Here is a 25,632-nt window from a genome sequence, read left to right as displayed (position 1 = left end):
TCCAGAGCCGGTAGGGTGGACCGTCATGCGGCTGGTCATTGCACGATGCAGTGTGGATTACATCGGACGGCTCACGGCACATCTGCCGATGGCGCCAAGGCTGGTCCTCATCAAGGCCGACGGAAGCGTGTCCATTCACGCCGACGACCGTGCCTTCAAGCCGCTCAACTGGATGAACCCACCGTGCAAGCTCAAGGAGGACGGCGAGACCTGGACGGTCACCCACGGCAAGACGGGCGAGAAGCTCGTGCTGACCATGGACGAGATCCTCCACGACTCCAGCCACGAGCTGGGCGTCGATCCCGGCCTGATCAAGGACGGCGTCGAGGCCCACCTGCAGGAGCTGCTCGCCGAGCACATCACCACGCTGGGTCCCGGCTACTCCCTCATCCGCCGCGAGTTCATGACGGCGATCGGCCCGGTCGACATCCTGTGCCGCGACGCGGGCGGCGCGACCGTGGCGGTCGAGATCAAGCGGCGGGGCGAAATCGACGGGGTCGAGCAGCTCACCCGCTACCTCGAGCTGCTCAACCGCGATCCGCTGCTCTCCCCGGTCCGCGGGGTGTTCGCCGCCCAGGAGATCAAGCCGCAGGCCCGGGTGCTGGCCACCGACCGCGGCATCGACTGCGTCACCCTCGACTACGCCGCCCTGCGCGGCATCGAGCCGGAGAACCCCACCCTCTTCTGACCTTCCCGGCCGGTACGGCCGCCCCCGCGGTCACCTCCGACGTTCCATCATTGACAGGTCTTACGTAGAAGTTCTACGTTCGACATATCGTGATTGGAGTGTTTCCATGACCACCCCCTACTACCTCAGCGACAACCTGGCACCCGTCCCCGACGAGGCCGACGCCCACGACCTTCCCGTCACCGGCGCCCTGCCGCCCGAGCTGGTCGGCCGCTACTTCCGCAACGGCCCCAATCCGAAGCCGGGCGAGGACCCCGGCCACTGGTTCGCCGGCCACGGCATGATCCACGGGATCCGGCTCAGAGCGGGCCGCGCCGAGTGGTACCGCAACCGCTGGGTCCGCACCAGCAAGTTCACCGACGACGCCCGGTTCCTCGGCGACCAGGGCCTCGACCTGGCCGCGGTCACGGCCAACACCCACGTCATCAGGCACGGCGAGCGCATCCTCGCCCTGGTCGAGAACGGCCTGCCGTACGAGGTGACGCCGGAGCTCGCCACGGTGGGGCCGTGCGACTTCGGCGGGCGGCTGACCACGGCCATGACCGCGCACCCCAAGCAGGACCCTGTCACCGGCGAGCTGCACTTCTTCGGCTACGGCTTCGCCCCGCCCTTCGTCACCTACCACCGCCTGTCCGCCGAGGGCGAGCTGGTGGAGAGCCGGGAGATCGAGGTGGCCGAGTCGACGATGATGCACGACTTCGCGGTCACCGAGCACTACCTGATCTGGCTGGACCTGCCCGTGGTGTTCGACCTCAGGCGCGGCGCCATGCCCTACGCCTGGCAGGAGTCCTACGGCGCGCGCATCGGCGTGACGCCCAAGGCGGGCGGGCCGACGCGCTGGTTCGAGATCGACCCCTGTTACGTCTTCCACGTCGGCAACGCCTGGGAGGACACGGAGGGGCGCATCGTGCTGAACGCCGCCCGCTACACCGCCGGCGTCTTCGGCCCGCTGTGGGATCGCATCAGCGGCACCAGCGACCCCGCCCGGCACGCAGCGAGCATGTTCGGCAGCGTGCTGCATCGCTGGACACTCGACCCGGCGACGGGCAAGGTCGTGGACGAGGCGCTGGACGACCGGCCGGTCGAGTTCCCCACGTTCAACGACGGCCTGCTGGGCCGGGCCAGCCGCTACCTCTACACCGTGGGCGAGGAGTCGGTGGTCAAGTACGACCAGCGCTCCGGTGAGACCCGTATGAACCAGACCGGCGGCTACACGGGCGAGGCGGTCTTCGCGCCGGCGCCCGGGGCGAGCGCCGAGGACGAGGGCTGGCTGCTGTCCGTGGTCACCGCCGGCGACTCCTCCGAGTTGCTGGTGCTCGACGCCGGCGACCTGTCCGAAGTGGCCTCGGTACGGCTGCCGCGCCGCGTCCCGGCCGGGTTCCACGGATCGTGGTTCGAGGACGAGACCGCCCCTAGTAAGCGTCGGCTTACCGGTCTATCGTGACGCCATGACGACGCTGAGCTTCGATTCACTCAACCCGGCGACCGGCGAGATCGTCGGCAGCCACCCCAAGCAGACCGCCGACGCGGTGCACGAAGCTGTCGGCAAGGCCGAGAAGGCCGCCGCCTGGTGGGCCGGGCTCGCCCCGGCCGAGCGCAGGCGGCGGCTGCTCGACTACAAGGCGGTCATCGCCCAGCACATCAAGGAGCTGGCCGCCCTGGTGCACGACGAGACGGGCAAACCGGTGGGCGATGCCACGCTCGAGATCGTGCTGGCGATCACGCACATCGACTGGGCGGCCCGCAACGCGCACAAGGTCCTGGGCCGCCGCCGGGTGGCGACCGGCATGATCGGCCTCAACCTGTCCGCCACGCTCGAATACCTGCCGCTGGGCGTCGTCGGCGTGATCGGGCCGTGGAACTATCCCGTCTTCACGCCCATGGGCTCGATCGCCTACGCGCTCGCCGCGGGCAACGCGGTCGTGTTCAAGCCATCCGAGCTGACTCCCGGGGTCGGGGTACGGCTGGCGGAGCTGTTCGCCGAGTCGGTGCCGGAGCAGCCGGTGTTCCAGACCGTGACCGGGCTGGGCGAGACGGGCGCCGCGCTCGCCTCCGATCCGCGCGTCAAGAAGGTGGCGTTCACCGGCTCGACCGCGACGGCCAAGCGCGTCATGGCGGCCTGCGCGGAGAACCTCACCCCGATCGTGGCCGAGTGCGGCGGCAAGGACGCGTTCATCGTCGACGCCGACGCCGATCTGCGGGCCGCCGCCGACGCCTGCCTGTGGGGCGCGATGTCCAACGCCGGGCAGACGTGCGTGGGCGTGGAGCGGGTCTACGTGGTGGACGCGGTCTACGAAGGCTTCATACGCGAGCTGTCGGAGCGCGTCGCCACGGTCAAGGCCGGCGACCAGTACGGGCCCATCACCATGCCGGGGCAGCTCGACATCATCAAGCGGCACATCGATGACGCCACCAAGTCCGGAAAAGTCGTGACCGGTGGCCCCGACTCGGTCCGCCCGCCGTACGTGGACCCGGTGATCGTCGAGGACGTGCCCGAGGACTCCCCCGCGGTGCGCGAGGAGACCTTCGGCCCGACCATCACCGTGCGGCGCACCCGCGACGCGCAGGAGGCGCTGGAGCTGGCCAACGCCTCGGCCTACGGTCTGGCGGGCACCATCTTCTCCCGCAACACGCGCAGGGCGATGGAGCTGGCCCGCATGATGCGATCGGGGATGACGGCCGTCAACTCGGTCATCTCGTTCGCCGGGGTGCCCGCGCTGCCGTTCGGCGGCGTCGGCGACTCGGGCTTCGGGCGCATCCACGGAGCCGATGGCCTGCGGGAGTTCGCCAGGCCCAAGGCCATCTCCCGTCAGCGCTTCGCCATGCCGGGAATGAACCTCACTTCCTTCGCCCGAGGGGCTGACGAGATTGAGCGACTGATCAGCCTTGTCACGTTCTTGCACGGACGACGTAAGAGGTAAACTCTACGCCCTTTCCCAAAACGGATCATCCGTCCATAATTGTGTGCTCTGGGGGCCACGATCATGTTGGACGGGTGGAATGTGAACCGGTCTTACCGGGGAATGTCGGCTGAGCAAAGGCTGGCAGACAGACGGGAGCGGCTGATGACAGCCGCCTACACGCTATACGCGAAGCCTGGTTTCGCGGCTACGACGATCGAAAGGTTGTGCTCCGAGGCGCGGATCTCCAACCGCGCCTTCTACGAATGTTTCGGCGGCCGGGAGGAACTCCTTCAGGCACTGCACGAGCGGTGCGTGGAGGAAAGCCTCTCCGTTGTGGCCAAGGCTCTGGAGGAGGCGCCCGGCACGCTCGCCGGGCGGGTCGAGGCCGGGATTCGGGCGTATATCGGATTCGCGACCGCCGACTGGCGTCGCGCCCGCATCATGCACCTGGAGGTGCGAAGATCGGGTGACGTTCTGACGCACTCGAGACAGCGCGCGATCAAGTCCTTCGCCCAACTCGTGGAGGACGCCTCAGCCGATTTTCCATCCGCCGGCGCGGTGAACCGGCGGCTGGTGGCTCTTGGGGCAATTGGGGCGCTACAAGAGTTGCTCATCGAATGGCTGCTGTCGGACGATCCACCGGAGATCGAGGATCTGGTCGGCGTGGCCGTGCACATCTTCGGGCGAGCGCTCGGGTCACCACGCGACGTTGATCACACATAGTGAGTACATGATCGCGTGACAAGGTGATAATCGCCCGCTATTCGCATATCGGGCGGATTTTTAACTACTCTCGCGTACGGGAGTAGTTAAGGGTTCCGGCCCGCACAATCGAGTCCTGTCCGGAAAGGACATTGACCACGAGGCGGCACACGGGAGCGGGCAACGGCTGATCGTCGCCCGCTCCATATGGCACGGCATCCGGCGGGCCCCAAGGGCCCGTCGCCGCCCCGTCAGGCCACCGCGGCCGCGGGCACCTCGACGTGAAGGACCCGATTCAGCCGGGTCACCGCGAGAATCCGCATGATCCGCGGCGGCACCCCCCGAAGAACGAGACGGCGTTGCACGCTGAGCGCGCGCCGATGCGTGCCTACGAGAACCCCCAGCCCGGTGGCATCGATCATCTCCAACTCCGAGACGTCGAGGATCAGATCGCCGTCGCCGCGGTCGACCGCGTCGTGCAGCCGCGACCGGACTCCGGCGGACGTGCCGGCGTCGAGCCGAGCACCGATCCGCACCACCTGGGCCTTCGGATTGCCTCGGACCCGCATGCCACCTCCTCAGTCACACCGCGCCTGGATCACGCGGCGTAGCCATACCCTGTCACAGAGCTATGGCCTGGGTCGTCCCCGACACCTCCCCTACCCACGAAACGGTAGAGACACGACCGCGTTCAGCGTGAACTCCCCCTCGCCCGTCGGGCGGGCGGTCAGTTCGCCGCCCACGGCGGCGATGCGCTCTCCCATGCCGGTCAGCCCGCTCCCCAGATCGGCGACCTGGCGCCGGACCACCCCGTCGTTGCGCACCTGGAGCGCCGCCTCCTCTTCGGTGAAGCGGAGCGTGATGTCACAGAAGCTGGCCGAGCTGTGCTTCAGCACGTTCGTCACCGCCTCGCGCACGACGTAGGCGAACACAGGGGCCACGCCGTCGGGCAGCTCGCGGTAGGGCAGACGCAGCCGGCAGGGCACACCCGCCGCCTCGAGCACACTTTTCACGCTATTCAGCTCGGCGGGCAAGTCAAGGTCGCGGTAGCCGCGCACGGCCTGCCGCAGCTCGCGCAGGGCCTTCCTGGTCAGCGTGTTGACCTCGGTCATCTCGGCCTTCGCGGCGAGCTCGTCGGCGCCGGACAGTCGCACGGCCAGCTCGGTCTTGACCGCGATGACGGACAACTGGTGCCCCACGAGATCGTGCAGGTCTCTGGCGAAGCGCAGCCGTTCCTCGGCCACGGCCAGCCGGGCGTGGGCCTCCCTGCCCTCGTGCGCCTGCCTGGCCAGCTCGTAGATCCAGATCCACAGCCGGTTGGACGCCGGGAAGCTCACGGCCATCAGCGCGTAGCCGATGACCACGAACACGATGTTCCCGGTCACGTCGCCCGCGTCCAGACCTGTCAGGCTCCGGCCGACCGCCACGTTCGCCGCGCCCAGCAGGACCGCCACGGCGAAGGTCGCCGCCGACAGCGCGACGGCCCGCCGGCCCCCGATCCCCACGGTCGCGACCGACAGCCAGATCATCAGCGTGAAGCCCCAGCCGAACGGGTCGGCCCCGCCCACGACCGCCGCGAACAGGGCCAGCGCCCCGGCCGCCACCACCTGCCTGGTGGCGTACCGGGAGTCGAGCACCGCCTCCACGATGCGCAGGTAGAGCCGGGAGAAGCAGACGGTGGCGATCAGGGCGGGCGCGACGCGCAGCCACTGCGCCCTGCCCGTGGCGGCCTCGACGAGGAGCACCAGAGCGAGGCAGAACCACATCATCGCCAGCAGCGAGACCAGCACCCACTTGCTGAGCAGGCGCGCCCGCTTGATCGCGTCCATCCGCTTCGCGCTACTTCGCGCGCAGGACGTCGCCGAGCCTGACCCTGGCGCCGGTGCGCAGCACCGCCCGCTCGTAGACCTTCGCGGCGACGGAGAGCACGGCCAGCACGGCCAGCACCATGAGCGCCATCGACAGGCCGACCTGCCAGATCGGCACCTCGGTGGCGGCCATCCGCACCGGCATCACCATCGAGGAGAACGGCGGGACCATCGCCATGACACTGGCCAGCGTGCCGGTCGGCTCGGCGGTCGCGTAGAAGGCGACGAAGTAGGCCGCCATGATCAGCATCGTCAGCGGCGACATCACGTTGCCGACCTCCTCCTGGCGCGAGACCAGCGAGCTCAGCGCGGCCGCCAGCGTGGCGAAGAAGGCGTAACCCAGCACGAACCAGATCAGCACCCCCACCACGATGCCCGGCATCCCCGGCGGGAAGTCCATCGCGACCCCCGAGACGATCGCGGCGGCGACGCCCACTCCGAGGATCGTCACCAGGTTGATCATCCCGAGCGCGCCCAGGCCGAGGATCTTGCCGCCGAGCAGTTGCCACGGCCGGATCGAGGTGAGCAGGATCTCCACGATCCGGCTGCCCTTCTCCTCCACCACGCCCATCGCCACCATCATCGTCTGGCCGATGACGAGCATGAAGAGCACGAGGACCAGCACCACGGCGATCCCGGTGCGCGCCGCCTCGTAGCGGGTGTCGGCGCCCACCGACTCCATCCGCAACGGCGGGATGTTCACGCCCGCGGCGCCCAGCTTCACCTCCCTGTTCGTGCTCTGCAGCAGCACGCCCAGCTCCGAGTCGATCTCACCGTCGCTGATCACCCTGACACCGTCGACGAGCACGGCGTCCACGTCGCCGTCGAGCACCGCCTTCCTGGCGGCCTCCTCGTCGGCGAACGCCCGCCATTCGATCTCCGCGTCCGGCGCCGCCGCCTGGAGCGGCAGTTGCTGGGAGTTGACCGTGCCCAGCGTGTAGGAGTCGGGGCCGCCGAACACCTTCGGCGCGAACGCGGCGGCCCCCACCAGCGCCGCCGTGATGAGCAGGCCGATGACGAACGCCTTGGTCCGGATGTGGGTGGCGATCTCTCGTCTCGCCACCAGCAGCAACGCGTTCACGCCACGGCCTCCTTGAAGATCTGGGTCAGGGTCGGCCGCATCATGCCGAAGTGCTCAACGTGGCCGGCCTTCACGGCGCGGCGCAGGATCTCCTGGTCGTCGCCACCCTGTACGAGCAGCACGTGCCGGTCGCCGTTGACGGTCACCTCGCCCGGCAGTCCGTCGGCCCAGCCGGGAGCCGCGTCGCGCACTACCACGCGCAGCGTGCCGCCCTCGGCCGCCCGCAGCTCCTCGACCGTGCCGGTGGCCACCATCCGGCCGGCGGACACGATGCCGACCGAGTCGCACAACCGCTCCACCAGGTCCAGCTGGTGGCTGGAGAAGATCACCGGCACGCCGCCCCTGCAGCGCTCCTGCAGGGCCGTGGCCAGCGTGTCGACCGCCAGCGGGTCCAGGCCGGAGAAGGGCTCGTCCAGCACCAGCACCTCGGGGTCGTGCACCAGCGCCACCGCGAGCTGCACCCGCTGCTGGTTGCCCAGGGACAACGACTCGACCGCGTCGGTCCGGCGCTCGCCCAGCCCGAGCCGCTCGATCAGGTCACCGGTGGCCTTCGCCGCCGCGGCCGCGCTCAGCCCGTGTAACCGGCCGAAGTACTCGATCTGGTCGGCAACCCGCATCTTCTGGTAGAGCCCGCGCTCCTCCGGCATGTAGCCGAACCCGCGCCGGTCGGCGTACGACACCGGCCGTCCCTGCCAGCTCACCGAGCCGGAGTCGGCCTGGAGCACGCCCATCACGATCCGCATCGTCGTGGTCTTGCCCGCGCCGTTGGCGCCCACGAACCCGAACATCTCACCCGGCCGCACCGCGAATCCGATGCCGTCCAGGGCCAGCGTGCCCGCCGGCGAATCCGGCCCTCCGGCGAAGCGCTTGCGCAGTTCGCTGATCTCAAGCATCTAGGTCATCTCCTTCATCATGGCTCCATCCTGGCTTGTAGGCATTCGTCCAGGTAGTCGTGGAAATCACGAACCCGAGGTGCATCCCGCGTCCGCTCCGGATGACATTTGTCATTACGCTGGGACCATGACGCGCTCAGACAAGGACAAGCCGGTCGTTCTCTCTCGGATCTACACGCGCACCGGCGACGACGGCACCACCGCGCTGAGCGACATGAGCCGCACCTCCAAGACCGACCCGCGGCTGGCCGCCTACGCCGACGTCGAGGAGGCCAACGCCCACCTCGGCATCGCCCTGTCCCACGGCACGCTGCCCGCCGACCTCGCCGACGTGCTCGTACGCGTCCAGAACGAGCTGTTCGACCTGGGCGCCGACCTGGCGACGCCGGTGGTGGCGAAGCCGGAGTTTCCGCCGCTGCGGGTGGAGCCGTCCTACATCGAGTGGCTCGAAGCCCAGTGCGACCGCTTCAACGAGTCGCTCAAGCCCCTGCGCAGCTTCATCCTGCCCGGCGGCGACCCCGCGACGGCCGCCCTCCACCTGGCCAGGGTCACGGTCCGCCGCGCCGAACGCACGACCTGGGGGGCCCTGGGGGCCCACGACGACATGAACCCTCTGACGGCCACCTATCTCAACCGCCTGTCAGACCTGCTGTTCATCCTCTGCCGGGTGGCACACGCCGGCAACGAGATCCTCTGGAAGCCCGGCGGCACCCGCTAGGAAACGCCCCGGAGACCAGGCGACGTCGAAACGAGCCGCCACGGAGACCAGGCGACGCGGAGACCAGGCGACATCGAGACGAGCCGCCGCGGAGAGCAGGCGACGCGGCGATCAGGCGACGTCGAGGTAGGCGCTCGGAGGGGCGGACTCGAGCCAGGCGAGGAAGCCCGTCAGGGCGTCGGCGCTCATGGCCAGCGAGATGTCACGCGTCGTGCCACCGCAGTCGATCGCGTAGAGCCCGTTGTCCAGCACCCGCCGGCCCGAAACGACGAGGCCGCGCCTCGCGATCGCGTGGCGCGGCCTCAGTCGCAGACCCATGAGGGGGATCCAATGGAGCTCCCCGTCGGCATAGCGGGCTACCCCGCTCCGCCAGCCGTTGCCGCCCGATTGAAGGCGGCACGGCACACTGCCCCGCGAGCGGGCCAGTGTGAGGCCCCGTAGGGCCACCAGGACGGCGGCCAGCAGCACACAGAAGAGAACCGTCGCTACCAAAGCCGCCCCCTAGGCTCGATGAAAATCAGACCTCTTCGCCCGCCGCACGCAGCCGGGCCTTGGCCCGCTTGGCCTCGATCGCCGCGTCGGCGTCCTCCTGGTTGGCCTCGATCGAGGCCTGGGCCCGGTCGAGAGCGTCACGGGCAGCGGCGACGTCGACCTCGGAACCGAGCTCGGCCACCTCGGCGAGCACCGACACCTCGTCGTCGGCCACGGAGATGAACCCCCCGTGCACCGCCGCGACCAGGTCGCCCTCGCCCTCCCGCTTCACGCGCAGCACACCGCCCTCGACAAGGACACCGAGCACGGGTGCGTGTTGCGGCATAATACCGATCTCGCCGTCCACGGTCTTGGCAATCACCATGTCGGCGTCGCCCGACCAGATCTCACGCTCTGGTGAGACAACCCCTACGCGTAGCTTCGCCACTGGTGTAGGTTCCTTTCCGATCAGGTGGTGGTGCGACATGGCCGCACCACCACCGTAGCTCCGGGCTCGCGACGCCCTCTGGCTGGGACGATTTAGTGACGCTCGAGTTCCTTGGCCTTGGCGATGGCCTGGTCGATGCCACCGACCATGAAGAACGCCTGCTCGGGCAGGTGGTCGTACTCGCCCGCGCAGAGGCCCTTGAAGGAGGCGATCGTCTCGTCCAGCGGCACGTTCTCGCCGGGCTGGCCGGTGAACGCCTCGGCGGCGTACATCGGGTGAGACAGGAACCGCTCGATCCGGCGCGCCCGCTGGACGGTGACCTTGTCCTCTTCGGAGAGCTCGTCGATACCGAGGATCGCGATGATGTCCTGGAGCTCGCGGTACTTCTGCAGGATCCGCTTGGTCTCCTGGGCCACCCGGTAGTGCTCCTCGCCGACGATCTGCGGGTCGAGGATCCGGGACGTGGAGTCGAGCGGGTCCACCGCGGGGTAGATGCCCTTCTCCGAGATCGGCCGCGAGAGCACGGTCTGCGCGTCGAGGTGCGCGAACGCGTTGTGCGGCGCCGGGTCGGTGATGTCGTCGGCGGGCACGTAGATCGCCTGCATCGAGGTGATCGAGTGACCACGCGTCGAGGTGATGCGCTCCTGGAGCACACCCATCTCGTCGGCCAGCGTGGGCTGGTAACCCACCGCGGACGGCATACGGCCGAGGAGCGTGGACACCTCGGAACCGGCCTGGGTGAAGCGGAAGATGTTGTCGATGAAGAGCAGCACGTCCTGCTTCTGCACGTCGCGGAAGTACTCCGCCATCGTCAGGGCGGACAGGGCGACCCGCAGACGGGTGCCCGGCGGCTCGTCCATCTGACCGAAGACGAGCGCCGTGTCCTTGAGGACGTCGGCCTCCTCCATCTCCAGCCAGAGGTCGTTGCCCTCACGGGTGCGCTCGCCGACGCCGGCGAACACCGAGGTGCCACCGAAGTTGCGGGCGACTCGACGGATCATCTCCTGGATGAGGACGGTCTTGCCCACACCCGCGCCGCCGAACAGGCCGATCTTGCCGCCCTGCACGTACGGCGTGAGCAGGTCGATGACCTTGATGCCCGTGACGAGCAGCTCGGTACGCGACTCGAGCTGGTCGAACGGCGGCGACGGCCGGTGGATGCCCCACTTCTCCTCGATCTTGAGGGAAGCGGTGGGAACGTCGAGCGACTCGCCCAGTGTGTTCCACACGTGGCCCTTGACCACGTCACCGACGGGCACCGAGATCGGCGCGCCGGAGTCGGTGACGGCCACACCGCGGACCAGGCCGTCGGTCGGCTGCATGGAGATGGCCCGGACGAGGTTGTCGCCCAGGTGCTGGGCGACCTCGAGGGTCAGCACCTTGGTGTCTCCGCCGAGCGTCACGTCGACGTTCAGCGCGTTGTAGATTTCGGGCATCGCCTCGACGGGGAACTCCACGTCGACGACGGCCCCTGTGACGCGAGCCACGCGGCCGACACCGGCCGCCTGGGTCTCAACAGTCTCAACAGCCTCTGCAGTCATTTCACTCTTTCCCCGCTGCGGCGTCAGCGAGGGCGCTGGCCCCACCGACGATCTCGCTGATTTCCTGGGTGATCTCGGCCTGGCGAGCCTGGTTCATCTGCATGGTGAACACGCGGATCAGCTCGTTGGCGTTGTCCGTGGCGGACTTCATCGCGCGACGGCGGGCGGCCTCCTCCGAAGCCGCCGACTCGAGCAGTGCCGTGAAGATGCGGGACTCCACGTAACGCGGCAGCAGCGACTCCAGCACGTCCGCCGCGGTCGGCTCGAACTCGAAGTACGGCGGGATGGCGTTGGTCTCGGACGCCTCGGTCTCCTCGACCTCCAGCGGCAGGATGCGCTTGACCACGACGTTCTGCGTGAGCATCGAGACGAACTCGGTCGAGACGATGTGGATCTCGTCGATCCCGTTCTCGTCCTTGAACGACTCGATCAGCGTCTCGGCGATCTCCTTGGCGTCGCGGTAGGAGGGCGCCCTGGAGAACCCGACCCACTGCCCGCCCATCTCCCGGTTGCGGAAGGAGTGCCAGGTGACACCCTTGCGCCCGGTGACGAACGGCACCACGGAAAGGCCGCGGCTCTCCAGCAGCCCGCGCAGGGCCTCGGCCTCGCGCAGCACGTTGGCGTTGAAGCCGCCGCAAAAGCCGCTGTCACTGGTGACGACGAGGACGCCCGCCTTGATGGGGTTCTCCTTCGCCACGGTCAGCGGATGGTCGACGCTGGCCGCGTTGCTGACGACGCCGGTGACGGCGCGAGTGATCTCGCGCTCGTACGGCAGCGCCGCCTGCATCCGCATCTGCGCCTTCACGATCCGCGAAGAGGCGATGAGCTCCTGGGCGCGCGTGATCTTGGCCGTCGACTTGACCGACCTGATCCGCCGCCGCAGCAGCCTTAGCTGGGCACCCATGGCCTACTTCTTCTCCGCCGAGCGGACGACCTTGCGGATCTTCTCCTGGCCGACCTCTTCGGCTTCGAGCGGCGCGACCGGCTCGTCCTTGACCAGCAGCTCACCCGAGGAGGTGGTGAAGCCCTTCTTGAACTCCGTGACGGCGTCCTTGAGGGCGGTCACCGTGTCGTCCGACAGATCGTTGGTCTCTCGGATGGCGTCGAAGATGCCCTTGTGGCTCGTCTGCAGGTAGTCGAGGAACTCCGTCTCGAAGCGGCGGACGTCCTCCACCGGCACCTCGTCGAGCTCGCCGGTGGTGCCGGCCCAGACCGACACGACCTCCCGCTCGACCGAGAACGGGGAGTACTGGGCCTGCTTGAGCAGCTCGGTCAGGCGCTGACCGCGCTCCAGCTGGGCCTTGGACGCCGCGTCCAGGTCGGAGGCGAAGGCCGCGAAGGCCTCCAGGTCGCGATACTGCGACAGCGACAGGCGCAGCGTGCCCGCGACCTTCCGCATCGCCTTGATCTGCGCCGAGCCACCGACTCGGGAGACCGAGATGCCGACGTTGATGGCAGGGCGGATACCGGCGTTGAAGTAGTCGGTCTCCAGGAAGCACTGGCCGTCGGTGATGGAGATGACGTTGGTCGGGATGAACGCCGAGACGTCGTTGCCCTTGGTCTCGATGATCGGCAGACCGGTCATCGAACCGGCGCCCATGTCGTCGGAGAGCTTGGCGCAGCGCTCCAGCAGACGGGAGTGTAGGTAGAACACGTCACCTGGGAAGGCCTCGCGGCCCGGCGGGCGACGCAGCAGCAGCGACACGGCCCGGTAGGCGTCGGCCTGCTTGGTCAGGTCGTCGAAGACGATGAGGACGTGCTTGCCCTGGTACATCCAGTGCTGGCCGATGGCCGAACCGGTGTAGGGGGCGATGTACTTGTAACCCGCCGAGTCGGACGCCGGGGCGGCGACGATCGTGGTGTATTCGAGCGCGCCCGCCTCCTCGAGGCGAGCCCGCACCTGCGCGATCGTCGAGCCCTTCTGGCCGACCGCGACGTAGACGCAGCGCACCTGCTTCTCCGGGTCACCGGAGGCCCAGTTGTCGCGCTGGTTGAGGATGGTGTCCACGGCGATCGCGGTCTTGCCGGTGCCACGGTCACCGATGATCAGCTGACGCTGGCCGCGGCCGATCGGCGTCATGGCGTCGATCGCCTTGATGCCGGTCTGCAGCGGCTGCTTCACCGGCTGGCGCTGGACGACCGAGGGGGCCTGGAGCTCGAGGGCGCGCAGGCCCTCGGACTCGATGGCGCCCTTGCCGTCGAGCGGCTTGCCCAGGGGGTCGACCACGCGGCCGAGGAAGGCGTCGCCGACGGGCACGGACAGGACCTCGCCCGTCCGCCGGACCGTCTGGCCCTCCTCGATGTGGCTGAAGTCACCCAGGATGACGACACCGATCTCACGGGTGTCGAGGTTCAGTGCCAGGCCGCGCGTGCCGTCCTCGAACTCGAGCAGCTCGTTCGCCATCGCCGAGGGAAGGCCGGAGACATGGGCGATGCCGTCGCCACAGTCGACGACGGTCCCGATCTCCTCGCGCGCGGCGCCTTCCGGTTCGTACGCCTGGACGAAGCGCTCAAGCGCGTCCCGGATCTCGTCCGGCCGGATCGTAAGCTCCGCCATCTCTACTCTGTCTCCCTATTCGCCTAGCCGGCCAACCGGCGGCGGACTTCTTCGATTCGTCCCACAATGGTGGTGTCGATGATCTCGTCGCCGATGCGGACCGAGAAGCCACCGAGCACTCGCGGATCCACCTCGACGTTCAGGTGCACGTCACGACCGTAGGAGGACCGCAGCCACGCCGCCAGGCGTCGCTTCTGCTCCTGGGTCAGGTCGACGACGCTGCGCACCACCGCGACAAGGCGCTGGCGCTGCTGCGCCACCAACTGGCCGACCTCCTGCAGTCCTGTCTCCAGGCTACGTCCTCGCGGGTGCACTGCCAGCTGCGTGATGAGACGCAGGCTGGTCGGCGCGACCTTGCCATCGAGCAGGTCGCGCAGCAGCTGCCGCTTGCCCTCCTCGGGGGCCGCCGCGTCGGTGAGCGCGCGGCGGAGGTCGGGGTTGGCGGCGACGACGCGGCCGAAGCGGAAAATCTCGTCCTCGACCTCGTCGAGCGTGCCCTGGCCTTCGGCCTCGGCGGCCGCGGCCACGACTCCGAGCCGCTCCAGCACGTCGGCCAGGTCACCGGCGCGCGACCACCTGGCCGACACGGCGGCCTCGGTGGTGGCGATGGCGGCCTCGCTGACCTTGCCGTCGAGCAGCGCGCGCACGGTCCGCGCCTTCTGTTCGCCGGCCCTGGCCGGGTCGGACAGCGCGCGGCGCAGGCCGTGCTCACGGTCGAGCAGATCCGCGATCGCGAACAGCTCGTCGGAGAGTGTGCCGAGGTCGGCACTGCCGGCGACCGCGTTGAAGCGCTCCTCGACCTCTGCCAGCGAGCTTCTGCTCAGCCCTCTCATTAACGCACCGCCTGCGCGTTGGAGCCTTCGAGCTCGTCGAGGAACCGGTCGACGGTGCGGCGCTGCCTGGCCTCGTCCTCGAGGGACTCGCCGACGATGCGGCTGGCCAGGTCGGTCGACAGGCGGCCGATCTCCGTGCGGAGCTGGGCGAACGCCTGCTGACGGTCGGCCTCGATCTGGGCGTGCGCGGCCTCGATGAGGCGCCGGGCCTCGGCCTGCGCCTCCTCGCGGAGCTCCGCCTTGATCTGCGCGGCCTGCTCGCGAGCCTCCTCGCGGAGACGCGCGGCTTCGTGCCGGGCCTCAGCCAGTTGGTCTCGGTACTGCTGCTGCAGGGCCTGCGCCTCAGCCTGGGCCTCTTCCGCCCTCTTGATGCCGCCCTCGATGGCGTCGGTCCGCTCGGCCAGCGTCTTCTGTATACGCGGGACGAGCATCCTGCCGACGACGATGACGACCGCGAGGAAGGCGAAGATACCGACGACGAGCTCGTAGGCATGCGGGAGCAGAGGGTTGGCGACCTCCTCCGCCGCGAGGAGCGTAGCTGCCATAGTCATGGATGCAGCCTTTCGTCAGGGGATTCTTCTGGTCGTCAGATGCCTGCGAAGATGAACGGCGCGACCAGACCGATCAGGGCCAGGGCCTCGGTGAGCACGAAGCCGAGGAGCATGTTCTGCCGGATCAGGCCGTAAGCCTCGGGCTGACGCGCGATGGCCTGCACGCCCTGACCGAAGATGATGCCGACGCCGATGCCGGGGCCGATGGCGGCGAGACCGTAACCGATGGCGGTGACGTTGCCGGAGACCTCAGCGAGAACGCTCATTGCTGTTTTCCTTTACTGGACGGCCGGTGAAGCGGAGTCTCACCGGTCTGGACTATTCCGGTCTGTGGTTCTCAGTGCTCGGGGTGCAGCGAGCCGCCGATGTACATCGCAGCCAGCATCGCGAACAGGAATGCCTGCAGGAACTGGATGAACATCTCGAACCCGGTGAGGATGATCGTCATGACGACACCGATGACGCCGACACCGGCACCCAGGGGGGTCAGCTTCTCGAACAGGAACCAGAAGCCCACCATGCTGAAGAACGCGAGGAGCATGTGACCCGCGAACATGTTGGCGAACAGTCGCACCGCGTGCGTGAACGGCGCGATGATCATGTTCGACAGGAACTCGATCGGGGCGAGCAGGGCGTAGATCGGCTTGGGCAGTCCCGGGGGGAACATCATGTTCTTGAAGTAGCCGATCGGCCCCTGGTGCTTGAAACCCAGGTAAAGCTTGAGCACGTAGATCGAGATCGCGAGCACGGCCGGGAAGGCGATGTGCGAGGCCACCGGGAACTGCGCGAGCGGGATGACGCCCATGACGTTCCAGATCAGCACCAGGAAGAAGACGCTCACCAGCAGGCCCATCCACCGGTCGGCGTCCTTGCCCAGGAAGGGCCGGGCGACCTGGTCGCGGACGAACATGTAGCCGTATTCGGCGACGTTCTGCACACCCCTGGGGACGACCTTCGGGTTGGCGAAGGCCGCCCAGCAGAAGCCGATCACGAGGACCGAGCTGAGGAGCGCGAGCAGAACCGGCTTGGTGAACCAGTCGACCCCGGCAATGATGGGGGGCAAATTGAACAGCTCGTCGGGCGTGGGCGCCCCGAACTGATCGTCGGCGAGGACCGTCAGCGCAGTCACGCGGCGTTCCCTTCAACGTCGTAGTGGATCACAAGGGTTTCCTCAGCGAAGCGATCGCTACGTAGGACTAGCGACCGTACTTCCGGTAGACCAGATAGACGGATAGCACGACCCCCAGGACGACGCCTATGGGGAAGAACGCGGACGTGTCGAGCCAACGGTCCAGCAACCAGCCGCCACCGCCATAGATCGCCATCCCGGCGAGCAGGGAGCTGGGGATCGACCAAGCGGCGTTGGCGAAGTCCTGACCGTCGTCTTCCGGTCGGCGTTCCTGTTCGCTCATCGCGGCCCTGACGATAGCAGGCGTGCGCAGGACTAGTCATATTGGACCCCAGGCTTTTACCAGCGACATCAGTCGCCCTTTCCGGGGACCTTGGCTTCGGGGTCGACGTACAGCATCTTCGTTTTGATGAAGGCGCGGACCTCGAAGGCCGTCCAGACGATGGTGCAGACCACGACGGACCAGGCGAAAGCCTTCGTGTTCCACACCGTGGTGTCACTGAAAGTGGCCAACATCACCATGATGACGATGACTTTGACGAGATAGCTGCCCATGGCCGCGATGGCCATGATCTGAGGCGAGACGCGTGCGGCGTAGCTGACGGCCACCACGCTGATGCTGAAGAAGACTCCGACGAGCAGCGTGCCCAGCGTCGCACCGAGCGCTCCCTTGCCTCCGGCGAGCACGAAGGCCACGACCACGGCGACCACTCCTGCCACAAGGGTGGGGGGCGCGGCGCTCTTGAGGACGCGCACGTCGTTGGCCTGCATCGATGCTCCAGAAACGATTGTCAAGCGAGCGTTTGCTACTCCCAGAGCCTAGGCAATGGGAGTCCCTGCTCGTGAAAGATATCACAAGCTCACAGAAGACCGCTTTTACCTGCCGTTTCTAGTTCGCGATCACGAACTACCAGGGAAGGCGGGAATGACCGGTTTACCCTCGGCACTCGCGCGTTCCTGAGGAGGGTCGCCGGCCCGGCGCACCGGCCGCGTGACGTCGGACGCCGGCAGGATGGGCGGCATCGGACCGGTGGGCGGGCCGTCGTCATCGGTCGGCTCCTTGCCACGCGTGTGCGCGCCGCCGCGACCGCGCCAGCGCGGGGCGGCCATCAGCACCAGCACGCCGATCGCGAGCAGGATGACCACCGGGAACAACAGGACCGGCACGCCGATCGTGGACATCGCGACGATGCCGAACGCGAACAGGAACGCCCAGGCGTACATGATCAGCACGGATCGCCGGTGGGAGTGACCGATGTCCATCAGCCGGTGGTGCAGGTGACCGCGGTCGGGCGCGAACGGCGACATGCCGTAGGAGGTGCGCCGCACGACGGCGGTGATCAGGTCGATGAGCGGCAACACCAGCACCGCCGCGGGGACGAGCAGCGGGAGCAGCACGCCGAACCGGTTGATGCCCTCGATGACCGACGGGTCGACCGGGGTCACGGTGACGATCGAGGAGGCGAGCACGAGCCCGATCAGCATCGCGCCCGTGTCACCCATGAAGATCTTGGCCGGATGGAAGTTGTGCGGCAGGAAGCCCAGGCAGGTGCCGATGAGGATGGCGGCGATTGCCGCGGTCGTGGTGATGCGGTCGCCGGTGATGCTCTGCTTGAGGAAGATCGAGTAGGCCCAGGTGGCCATGCCCGCGATGCACACGATCCCGGCCGCCAGGCCGTCGAGCCCGTCGACGAAGTTGACCGCGTTGATCGTCACCACCACGACCAGGATGGTGATGATGGTGCTCAGGGTGTAGTCGAGGCTGGTGGAGCCACCCCAGTCTTTGGGCAGCGGGATGTAGACGAGCCGCAGGCCGAAGTAGACCAGCACGCCGGCCGCCGCGATCTGGCCGGCCAGCTTGATGAACGGGTCCATCCCCCACCAGTCGTCGAGGAACCCGGTGACCGTGATGAGGCCGCCCGCGATGATGAGCGCCATGACCGGATGGCCCTCGGAGTCGGCGAGCGCCTTGCCCGTGTTGGTCAGCTCGCTGGCCACCAGCAGGCCCGCCACCAGCCCGCCGTACATCGCCAGCCCGCCCAGCCGGGGCGTGGGCGTGGTGTGCACGTCGCGCTCGCGGATCTCCGGAGCCGCCCCGATGCGGATGGCGAAGCGGCGCACGAGCGGGACGAGGAGATACGTCACCGCCGCCGCAATGAGCGCCATGAACAGGTATTCGCGCACGGACCTAGTTTCCCGGATGCTCCGGCCAGCTGTGACCGGAAAACGACACAGACCAGCTTAATATTCGCTGAGATATGGCTGACGGATGGCCAGAAGCGCCGACACCCTCTCCCTGACGTCGGCCGCGGAGCCGGGCCGGAGCACCGCCTGGGCCACCAGCGTGCCCACCTCCTTGAGCTCCTGGGGCCCCATCCCCTGTGTTGAGACGCACGGGGTGCCCACCCGGATCCCCGAGGTGACGGCCGGAGGCTCCGGATCATACGGGATCGCGTTGCGGTTCAGCGTGATCCCCGCCGCCGCGCAGCGCCGTTCGGCCTCGGCTCCCGACACACCCAGCGCGCGCAGGTCGATCAGCCCCAGGTGGGTGTCGGTGCCGCCGCTGACCGGCCGCATGCCCTCCGCGGCGAGCGCGTCGCACAGCGCCCGCGCGTTGGCGATCACCCTGCGGGCGTAGTCGGCGAACTCGGGCCGCATCGCCTCGCCGAACGCCACCGCCTTCGCGGCGATGACGTGCATCAGCGGGCCGCCCTGGATGAACGGGAACACCGCCCGGTCGATCCGCGCCGCCAGCTCCGCCGTGCACAGGATGCCCCCGCCCCGCGGTCCGCGCAGCGACTTGTGCGTGGTGAACGTCACGACGTCCGCGTACGGCACGGCGGACGGGATCGCCCCGCCGGCCATCAGCCCGATCGGGTGCGCCACGTCGGCCAGCATCCAGGCGCCCACCTCGTCGGCGATGCCGCGGAAGGCGGGGAAGTCGATCAGCCGGGGGTAGGCCGTCGCCCCGCAGACGATCAGCTTCGGCTGGTGGCGCAGCGCCAGCTCCCGGACCTCGTCGTAGTCGATCAGCTCGGTGTCGCGGCGGACACCGTACGACACCACGTCGAACCATCGTCCCGAGAAGTTCACCTTGGAGCCGTGGGTGAGGTGGCCGCCGTGCGGCAGCGCCATCGCCAGCATCGTGTCGCCCGGTTGCATCAACGCGGCGTACACCGCCAGGTTGGCCGACGCCCCGGAGTGCGGCTGCACGTTGGCGTGGTCCGCGCCGAACAACTTCCGGGCCCGGTCGATCGCCAGTCGCTCGGCCCGGTCGACGACCTCACAGCCGCCGTAGTAGCGCCGGCCCGGGTAGCCCTCGGCGTACTTGTTGGTGAGGGTGGAGCCCAGCGCGGCGAGAACGGCGGGCGAGGTGAAGTTCTCGCTCGCGATCAGCTGCAGCCCACCGCGTTCTCGCCCAAGCTCGTCGAGGAGCACCTGGGCCAGTTCGGGGTCCTGCCGCTGGAGCAGGCCGAAGTCCGGACCGTAGTAGGGCTGTCCACCCATTTCTCCACTGTACGACCGAGTGTCCGCTTTTCCCATATGCCCAGTCGACGCATCGTTCGCCCAGTGTCACACCCCGGTTCGGTGGAAGCGGTCGGGAGCGGTCAGGAGGTCACGAGAACGCGTGGGGCGCGCCCGCGGCGCTCGGGATCCAGCGAGGCGTGTCGGCGGCCTCGTCGCTGATCGACGTCAGCACCGCCTGGCGGTACAGGGCGAGCCTGGAACGCCACTCGCCGATGTCCTCGACGTAGCGCCCGCCCACGGGGGCGTCCCACGTCTGCGGGCTCCTGGCGAGCCGGTACGCCTTGTCGAGGGCCGTCGTGAGGCTCTCCAGCAGCGGCAGCGCGCTCTGCCAGGCGTTGACCAGGCGTTGGTACTCGGGATTGAACTCCCAGGCCCTCGGCTGCGGGCTCAGCGGGTCGGCGCCGGCCGTGACGGGTGGCCTCTCCCCCGGTCGCATGGGCTGGGGCGCGGGCGGGTCGACGTACATCACTCGCTCCTCTCTCGCGGGCCGGGATCGACCGAACCGGGCGGGCCGTCGGGCTCGATGTGCCTGGGCGCCCACTCGCCCCTGCCGTACTCGCCGGGCGGCACCTCCACCCCCGGCATGTCGAGCGGCTGGACATCCCTGACGTCGGCCATCAACGTCCTGAGCCCGTCGAGGTCGAGCGGCCTCGCATCGGCGGACACCACCTCGCTCCCGTCACTCGCCCACCCTCCGGCACCCGCGTCACCACCGTTGGCGGCCGCCACGGCGACTCCCTGCCCGTTCGCGCCGCCCTCCCCCGCACTCCCGGCCCCACCGGCCTGCGCGGCCCCGGAGTCGGCCGGCGGAGTCGGATCGACCACCACCGGCTCCCCCTGCCCCGGCACCCCGCCACCATCGGAACCCCGATCCGGCTGCCCACCGCCATCCCGATCCGTCCGCGCATCACGATCCGGCAGCCTGCCGCCATCGGCATCCGACCCCTGATCCGGCTGGACACCGCCATCCCGATCCGCCCGCGCGTCCACACCCGCATCACGATCCCGAACGCCACCATCGACACCAGACCCACGATCCGGCTGGACACCGGTATCACGGTCGGGCGCGGTGCCGGCAGGCGAGCAGTCGTCCCCGCCCGTCGAGACGTCGGTGGTGCCGCCTGAGGTGTCGGCGATCGGGGCGGAGCCGCCCGCCGGGTTCGGGGCCGACGTGCCGCCGCCCGACGTGTCCGCGTGACCGCCTGGATGGCCTCCGGCAGGAGCCGGCCCGCCCGAGACGTCGGTGTAACCGCCCGGCGAATCCGTGGCCGCAGCCCACCCGCCGGTGGCATCGGCGTGCCCCCCAGACGACACCGCGTTCGTCACAGACCCACCGGACGCGTCATGCGTGGACGCGTGCCCACCTGACACGTCCGTGACGGGCGGGGTGCCACCGGAAGTGGAAGAAGTGTCGGCTGGGGTGCCGGGGACGATCGTGCCGGGCGGGCCGTCCGCCCGGATGTCTCTGGCCGCCCACTCGCCCTTGCCGTACTCCCCCTCCGGGACCTCCACGCCGGGCATGTCGAGCGGCTGGATGTCGCGAGCGTGGTCGACGACCGTTCTGAGCGCATCCATGTCCAGCGGTTCGGCCTCGGCCGAGACCACGTCGCTGCCGTCGTCGGCCCACGTGATGATGTCCGACGTGCCCGTGCCGTTGGTGGTGCCGGTGGATGGGCCCGGCTGGCCGTCGCCGCTCGGGGACGGCATGTCGATCGGCTGGACGTTGTCGATGTCCTCGAGCAGCTCACGTAGTTGCTCGGCCGTGGGCGGATCGATCGGGACCTGAAGCACCTTGACCCCGTCGACCTCGACAACCTGCGGCTTGAGCGGGTCGCGGTCGTCCGGATGGTCCTTGGCCGGAGTGTCCACCGGCTGCCCGTTCGTCTCGGCACCGCGGTCTCGCCTGCTGTCCCGGTCGTCGTCCTTCGGCTCGTCGCCGACCGCCACGTCGTCACCGGCCCTGGCGTCGTCACCCGTCCTCGCGTCCTCAGACGGCTTGGCCTGCTCACCGTTCCTGGCGTCGTCGCACGTCTTCGAACCATCCTCAGACGGCCTGCCATCACCCGACTTCGCGTCATCGCCGGACTTCGGAACATCCTCGGACGGCTTCGCCTGATCACCCGACTTCGCGTCGTCGCCGGTTTTCGGAACATCCTCAGACGGCCTGCCATCACCCGACTTCGCGTCATCGCCGGACTTCGGAACATCCTCGGACGGCTTCGCCTGATCACCCGACTTCGCATCGTCACCAGTTTTCGGAACATCCTCCGACCGCTTCGCCTGATCACCCGACTTCGCATCGTCACCAGTTTTCGGAACATCCTCCGACCGCTTCGCCTGATCACCCGACTTCGCGTCATCGCCGGACTTCGGAACATCTTCCGACGGCTTGGTGGTGTCGGCTCGGGGGTTCTCGTTCCGGGTACGGTCGTCGCGTTGTTCCTTGGGGTCGTCGGTGGGCTTGGTGTCGGCGCCGACCGTGGGGGCGGAGTCGTCGCGGGGCCGGTCGGCCTTCTTCTCCAGCAGCCCCAGCCGATCGTTGACGTCCTTGACCATGGAGTCGGCGGCCTCGGCCACCTGGACGGGGCGGTGCGTGGTCTGGGTGGCCAGGCCCGCCCGGGTCATGATCTGCGCGACCCGCGTCTCGGTGGTGCGCAGTTGTGTGGCCGCCTGCTTCACCTCGGCCAGCAGTTCGCGGACCAGTTGGGGATCCATGCCGTCGAACTTGCCCATGGGCTACTCCCGGACGTCGTGGCCGCTCCGGGAATCACCGTAGGCATCCGGAGAGGGCCGCCGCAGCCGGGATAAGCAGACGGTATACGTCAGTCTTCGGTCGCGACGTAGCCGATGATGCCGCGCAGCTTCTCGACGGGGATGGCCCCGCGCCTCAGCAGCCGTGGCACGGCCGAGGTCAGGTCGAGGATGGTGGACGGCGTGTTGTCGGTGGTCTTGCCCCCGTCGAGGTAGACGGCGACCGCGTCGCCGAGCTGTTCCTCGGCCTCCTCGGCGGTGACGGCAGCGGGCGCGCCGGAGCGGTTGGCGCTGGAGACGGCCATCGGCCCGGTCTCCTTGAGCAGGTCGAGCGCGACCGGATGGAGCGGCATGCGCACCGCCACCGTGCCCTTGGTGTCGCCCAGGTCCCAGGAGAGCGCCCGGTTGGCCTTGAACACCAGCGTGAGCGGCCCAGGCCAGAAGGCGTCGACGAGGTCCTGGCCGTAGGGGCCCATGTCCTCGACGAGCGCGCCGGCGGCGCGTACGGTGCCGACGAGGACGGGCGGCGGCATGTCACGGCCGCGTCCCTTGGCGTCGAGCAGCGCGGTGACCGCCGCGGGGGTGAAGGCGTCGGCGCCGAGGCCGTAGACCGTGTCGGTCGGCAGCACGACCAGCTCCCCGCGGCGCACGGCGGCGGCGGCCTCGGTCAGGCCCTCGGCGCGCTGCTCGAGGTCGGTGCAGTCATAGCGTTTGCCCACGCCGTGCATCCTAGTCCTGGCCGAGCCTGGCGGTGACGAAGCGGTCCCTGCGGGTCAGATCCTGGCGCAGGCGTACGTCTCGCCAGCCGTTGTCCTCGGGGAACGTGAGATAGACCGATCGGCCCTGCTCGTCGGCGTGCTCGACGGCGACCCAGCCGCCGGGCCGGAGCAGGCGGCGGGCGGTGCGCTCAACCGCGCGCACTTCGCCGAGCCCGTCGTCGCCGGTGCCGTAGAGCGCCCGGGACGGGTCGTAGTCGCGCACCTCGGGGTCGCGCGGGATCGCGCCGGGCGGGATGTAGGGAGGGTTGGAGATGACCAGGTCGACCTTGCCGTTGAGCTCGGGCAGCGCCTCGGCGAGGTCTTCGGGGTGCAGGTGGACGCGGCCCTGGCCGTGCTCGGAGATGTTGCGCTTGGCCCAGCCGTAGGCGTCGGGGTCGACCTCGACGGCGTGCACCTCGGCGAGGGCGACCTCCTGGGCGATGGAGAGCGCGATCGCGCCGGAGCCGGTGCCGAGGTCGACGACGAGCGGAGCGGCGACGTCCATCGCGCGCAGCGTCTCGATGGCCCAGCCCGCCATGACCTCGGTCTCGGGGCGCGGCACGAACACCCCGGGCCCCACCTTCAGCTCCAGGTAGCGGAAGTAGGCGTGGCCGGTGATGTGCTGCAACGGCTCGCGGGCCTCACGCCGGGCGACGCCCTCCCAGAACAGCGCGTCGAAGTCGCCGTCCTTGACCGTGTGGAGCTCGCTCCTGCGCACGCCGTGGACGAATGCCGCGATCTCCTCGGCGTCGGTGCGCGGCGACGGCACACCTGCCTCGGCCAGCCGAGCGGTGGCGAGAGCGATCTCGTCCAGCAGAAATGTCATGAGTGTTGTGCGAGCTTCTCCGCCATCTCGGCGTCGATGAGTGCCTGGGTGACGGCGCTGAGCTCACCGTCGAGGACCTGGTCGAGGTTATACGCCTTGAAGCCGACGCGGTGGTCGGAGATGCGGTTTTCGGGGAAGTTGTAGGTGCGGACCCGCTCGGAGCGGTCGACGGTGCGGACCTGCGACTTGCGTTCGGCCTGGGCGGCGGCGTCGGCCTGCTCCTGGGCGATGGCCAGCAGCCGGGCGCGCAGGATGCGCAGCGCCGACTCCTTGTTCTGCAGCTGGCTCTTCTCGTTCTGGCAGGAGACCACGGTGCCGGTGGGCAGGTGGGTGATGCGGACCGCGGAGTCGGTGGTGTTGACGCTCTGGCCGCCGGGGCCGCTGGAGCGGTAGACGTCGATGCGCAGGTCGTTGGGGTCGACCTGGACGTCGACCTCCTCGGCCTCCGGGTAGACGAGCACGCCGGCGGCGCTGGTGTGGATGCGGCCCTGCGACTCGGTGACGGGCACCCGCTGCACGCGGTGGACGCCGCCCTCGAACTTGAGCCTGGACCAGACGCCCTCGTCGCCCTTGGCCTTGATCGCGACCGTGACGTCCTTGTAGCCGCCGAGGTCGGACGGCTGGCTGTCGATGATCTCGGCCTTCCAGCCGAGTCGCTCGGCGTAGCGGAGGTACATGCGCAGCAGGTCGCCCGAGAACAGCGCGGACTCCTCGCCTCCTTCGCCCGCCTTGATCTCCATGATGATGTCCTTGTCATCATTGGGATCGCGCGGGATCAGCAGGTGCTTGAGGCGCTCCTCCAGCTGCGGGACGCGCTCCTCGAGCTCGACCGCCTCGGCCGCGAACGCTTCGTCCTCGCCGCCCAGCTCTTTGGCGGCGCTCAGATCGTCGCGGACGGACTCGAGCTCGCGGTAGGTCTGGATGATCGGGGTGAGCTGGGAGTAGCGCCTGCCGAGGGTGCGTGCCCTGTGCTGGTCGGCGTGCACGGCGGGGTCGGCGAGCTGCAGCTCCAGCTCGGAATACTCCTTGAGCAACTCGTCGAGGTTCACCGTGGGTCCTTCTGTTTGGATGTGGGCGGCCGTTCACCAACAACGCCGACCCGGCGCACCGTGGGTGCATCCGGGTCGGCGTCGGTGAAGCTAGTTGCCCGAGGTCTTCTTGCCGAAGCGCTTCTCGAAACGGGCCACCCGGCCACCGGTGTCGAGGATCTTCTGCTTGCCCGTGTAGAACGGGTGGCAGGCCGAGCACACGTCGGCGTGGATGCTGCCGTTCTTGGCGGTGCTGCGGGTGGTGAACGTGTTGCCACAGGTGCAGGTCACCTGGGTCACGTTGTAGTCAGGGTGAATATCGCGCTTCATCGCTGTCCTTTCGGGGTGCGGTCGCCGG

The 25,632-nt window shown here is 68.8% G+C and carries 28 protein-coding genes; 5 read left to right on the top strand and 23 right to left on the bottom strand.

The genetic code is table 11. The annotated features are described in order from the left end of the window. Positions 1-25: 25 nt before the first annotated feature. The 4 genes from nucS (at position 26) to AB0C16_RS15030 (ending at position 4,314) form a co-directional block, all read left to right on the top strand. Positions 26-688 carry an endonuclease NucS gene (nucS, locus tag AB0C16_RS15045; protein ID WP_357682803.1) on the top strand — a complete coding sequence of 221 codons (663 nt, stop codon included), beginning with the start codon at positions 26-28 and terminating at the stop codon, positions 686-688. A gap of 106 nt (positions 689-794) precedes the next feature. Continuing rightward, positions 795-2,132 (top strand): carotenoid oxygenase family protein, encoded by a 1,338-nt coding sequence (locus AB0C16_RS15040; protein WP_357682801.1) that lies wholly within the window; start codon positions 795-797, stop codon positions 2,130-2,132. Between the two features lie 4 nt (positions 2,133-2,136). Further along, entirely contained in the window at positions 2,137-3,609 is a 1,473-nt protein-coding gene (locus AB0C16_RS15035; protein ID WP_357682799.1) for an aldehyde dehydrogenase family protein, read from the top strand. A gap of 144 nt (positions 3,610-3,753) precedes the next feature. After that, positions 3,754-4,314 (top strand): TetR/AcrR family transcriptional regulator, encoded by a 561-nt coding sequence (locus tag AB0C16_RS15030; protein WP_357682797.1) that lies wholly within the window; start codon positions 3,754-3,756, stop codon positions 4,312-4,314. A 230-nt stretch (positions 4,315-4,544) separates the two neighbouring features. Here the strand turns inward: AB0C16_RS15030 and AB0C16_RS15025 are convergent, their stop codons facing one another. The 4 genes from AB0C16_RS15025 to AB0C16_RS15010 form a co-directional block, all read right to left on the bottom strand. Continuing rightward, positions 4,545-4,862, bottom strand: coding sequence for an STAS domain-containing protein (locus tag AB0C16_RS15025; RefSeq protein ID WP_357682795.1), 318 nt, complete (start codon positions 4,860-4,862; stop codon positions 4,545-4,547). A 90-nt stretch (positions 4,863-4,952) separates the two neighbouring features. Continuing rightward, entirely contained in the window at positions 4,953-6,122 is a 1,170-nt protein-coding gene (locus tag AB0C16_RS15020; RefSeq protein WP_357682793.1) for a histidine kinase, read from the bottom strand. Positions 6,123-6,132: 10 nt separating this feature from the next. After that, positions 6,133-7,242: an ABC transporter permease gene (locus tag AB0C16_RS15015; RefSeq protein ID WP_357682791.1), complete on the bottom strand. Its 1,110-nt coding sequence runs from the start codon at positions 7,240-7,242 to the stop codon at positions 6,133-6,135. Then, positions 7,239-8,135: an ATP-binding cassette domain-containing protein gene (locus AB0C16_RS15010; RefSeq protein ID WP_357682789.1), complete on the bottom strand. Its 897-nt coding sequence runs from the start codon at positions 8,133-8,135 to the stop codon at positions 7,239-7,241. The genes AB0C16_RS15015 and AB0C16_RS15010 overlap by 4 nt, the downstream gene beginning before the upstream one ends. Positions 8,136-8,262: 127 nt before the next feature. On the opposite strand from AB0C16_RS15010, the gene AB0C16_RS15005 reads away from it, so the two are divergent. Next, positions 8,263-8,853, top strand: a complete 591-nt coding sequence (locus tag AB0C16_RS15005) for a cob(I)yrinic acid a,c-diamide adenosyltransferase (protein ID WP_357682787.1) — start codon at positions 8,263-8,265, stop codon at positions 8,851-8,853. Positions 8,854-8,964: 111 nt separating this feature from the next. Here AB0C16_RS15005 and AB0C16_RS15000 read toward each other — a convergent pair whose 3' ends face one another. From AB0C16_RS15000 to rpmE, 19 genes are all read right to left on the bottom strand, one after another. After that, complete coding sequence (locus AB0C16_RS15000; protein WP_357683056.1) at positions 8,965-9,321, bottom strand: DUF2550 domain-containing protein; 357 nt, start codon at positions 9,319-9,321, stop codon at positions 8,965-8,967. 49 nt (positions 9,322-9,370) lie between these two features. Then, entirely contained in the window at positions 9,371-9,772 is a 402-nt protein-coding gene (locus AB0C16_RS14995; protein ID WP_357682785.1) for a F0F1 ATP synthase subunit epsilon, read from the bottom strand. 92 nt (positions 9,773-9,864) lie between these two features. Further along, the gene (gene atpD / locus AB0C16_RS14990; protein ID WP_357682783.1) at positions 9,865-11,313 is read right to left on the bottom strand and encodes a F0F1 ATP synthase subunit beta; all 1,449 of its coding nucleotides are present in this window, start codon (positions 11,311-11,313) and stop codon (positions 9,865-9,867) included. Between the two features lies 1 nt (position 11,314). Further along, positions 11,315-12,217 (bottom strand): F0F1 ATP synthase subunit gamma, encoded by a 903-nt coding sequence (locus AB0C16_RS14985; protein ID WP_357682781.1) that lies wholly within the window; start codon positions 12,215-12,217, stop codon positions 11,315-11,317. Positions 12,218-12,220: 3 nt separating this feature from the next. Continuing rightward, the gene (gene atpA / locus AB0C16_RS14980) at positions 12,221-13,870 is read right to left on the bottom strand and encodes a F0F1 ATP synthase subunit alpha (protein WP_357682779.1); all 1,650 of its coding nucleotides are present in this window, start codon (positions 13,868-13,870) and stop codon (positions 12,221-12,223) included. Between the two features lie 23 nt (positions 13,871-13,893). Next, positions 13,894-14,703 carry a F0F1 ATP synthase subunit delta gene (locus AB0C16_RS14975; RefSeq protein WP_357682777.1) on the bottom strand — a complete coding sequence of 270 codons (810 nt, stop codon included), beginning with the start codon at positions 14,701-14,703 and terminating at the stop codon, positions 13,894-13,896. Then, on the bottom strand, positions 14,703-15,254 hold the full coding sequence (locus AB0C16_RS14970) for a F0F1 ATP synthase subunit B (RefSeq protein ID WP_357682775.1): 552 nt from the start codon (positions 15,252-15,254) through the stop codon (positions 14,703-14,705). Before AB0C16_RS14970 ends, AB0C16_RS14975 begins: the two co-directional genes overlap by 1 nt. Positions 15,255-15,289: 35 nt before the next feature. Continuing rightward, the gene (gene atpE / locus AB0C16_RS14965) at positions 15,290-15,520 is read right to left on the bottom strand and encodes an ATP synthase F0 subunit C (RefSeq protein ID WP_188190622.1); all 231 of its coding nucleotides are present in this window, start codon (positions 15,518-15,520) and stop codon (positions 15,290-15,292) included. A 71-nt stretch (positions 15,521-15,591) separates the two neighbouring features. Further along, positions 15,592-16,383, bottom strand: a complete 792-nt coding sequence (atpB, locus tag AB0C16_RS14960; protein ID WP_357682772.1) for a F0F1 ATP synthase subunit A — start codon at positions 16,381-16,383, stop codon at positions 15,592-15,594. Between the two features lie 67 nt (positions 16,384-16,450). Further along, on the bottom strand, positions 16,451-16,666 hold the full coding sequence (locus AB0C16_RS14955; RefSeq protein ID WP_189126105.1) for an AtpZ/AtpI family protein: 216 nt from the start codon (positions 16,664-16,666) through the stop codon (positions 16,451-16,453). Positions 16,667-16,734: 68 nt separating this feature from the next. Further along, entirely contained in the window at positions 16,735-17,154 is a 420-nt protein-coding gene (locus AB0C16_RS14950; protein WP_357682770.1) for a hypothetical protein, read from the bottom strand. A gap of 129 nt (positions 17,155-17,283) precedes the next feature. Beyond that, the gene (locus AB0C16_RS14945; RefSeq protein WP_357682768.1) at positions 17,284-18,567 is read right to left on the bottom strand and encodes an MraY family glycosyltransferase; all 1,284 of its coding nucleotides are present in this window, start codon (positions 18,565-18,567) and stop codon (positions 17,284-17,286) included. Positions 18,568-18,624: 57 nt separating this feature from the next. Continuing rightward, the gene (glyA, locus tag AB0C16_RS14940) at positions 18,625-19,890 is read right to left on the bottom strand and encodes a serine hydroxymethyltransferase (protein WP_357682766.1); all 1,266 of its coding nucleotides are present in this window, start codon (positions 19,888-19,890) and stop codon (positions 18,625-18,627) included. Between the two features lie 109 nt (positions 19,891-19,999). Then, positions 20,000-20,377 (bottom strand): hypothetical protein, encoded by a 378-nt coding sequence (locus tag AB0C16_RS14935; protein ID WP_357682764.1) that lies wholly within the window; start codon positions 20,375-20,377, stop codon positions 20,000-20,002. Then, complete coding sequence (locus AB0C16_RS14930) at positions 20,377-22,644, bottom strand: hypothetical protein (protein ID WP_357682762.1); 2,268 nt, start codon at positions 22,642-22,644, stop codon at positions 20,377-20,379. The genes AB0C16_RS14935 and AB0C16_RS14930 overlap by 1 nt, the downstream gene beginning before the upstream one ends. An 89-nt stretch (positions 22,645-22,733) precedes the next feature. Beyond that, the gene (locus tag AB0C16_RS14925) at positions 22,734-23,381 is read right to left on the bottom strand and encodes an L-threonylcarbamoyladenylate synthase (RefSeq protein WP_357682760.1); all 648 of its coding nucleotides are present in this window, start codon (positions 23,379-23,381) and stop codon (positions 22,734-22,736) included. Between the two features lie 10 nt (positions 23,382-23,391). Further along, a complete protein-coding gene (gene prmC / locus AB0C16_RS14920) occupies positions 23,392-24,246 on the bottom strand; it encodes a peptide chain release factor N(5)-glutamine methyltransferase (protein ID WP_357682758.1) in 855 nt (284 codons plus the stop codon). Beyond that, positions 24,243-25,295, bottom strand: coding sequence for a peptide chain release factor 1 (prfA, locus tag AB0C16_RS14915; RefSeq protein WP_357682756.1), 1,053 nt, complete (start codon positions 25,293-25,295; stop codon positions 24,243-24,245). Before prfA ends, prmC begins: the two co-directional genes overlap by 4 nt. Positions 25,296-25,385: 90 nt before the next feature. Next, the gene (rpmE, locus tag AB0C16_RS14910) at positions 25,386-25,604 is read right to left on the bottom strand and encodes a 50S ribosomal protein L31 (RefSeq protein ID WP_357682755.1); all 219 of its coding nucleotides are present in this window, start codon (positions 25,602-25,604) and stop codon (positions 25,386-25,388) included. Between the last annotated feature and the right edge of the window lie 28 nt (positions 25,605-25,632).

The organism is Nonomuraea sp. NPDC048916, assembly GCF_040649575.1.
GTDB lineage: Bacteria > Actinomycetota > Actinomycetes > Streptosporangiales > Streptosporangiaceae > Nonomuraea.
Note: the sequence above shows the minus strand (reverse complement) of the source record. Positions and strands in the feature narration are given on the sequence as shown.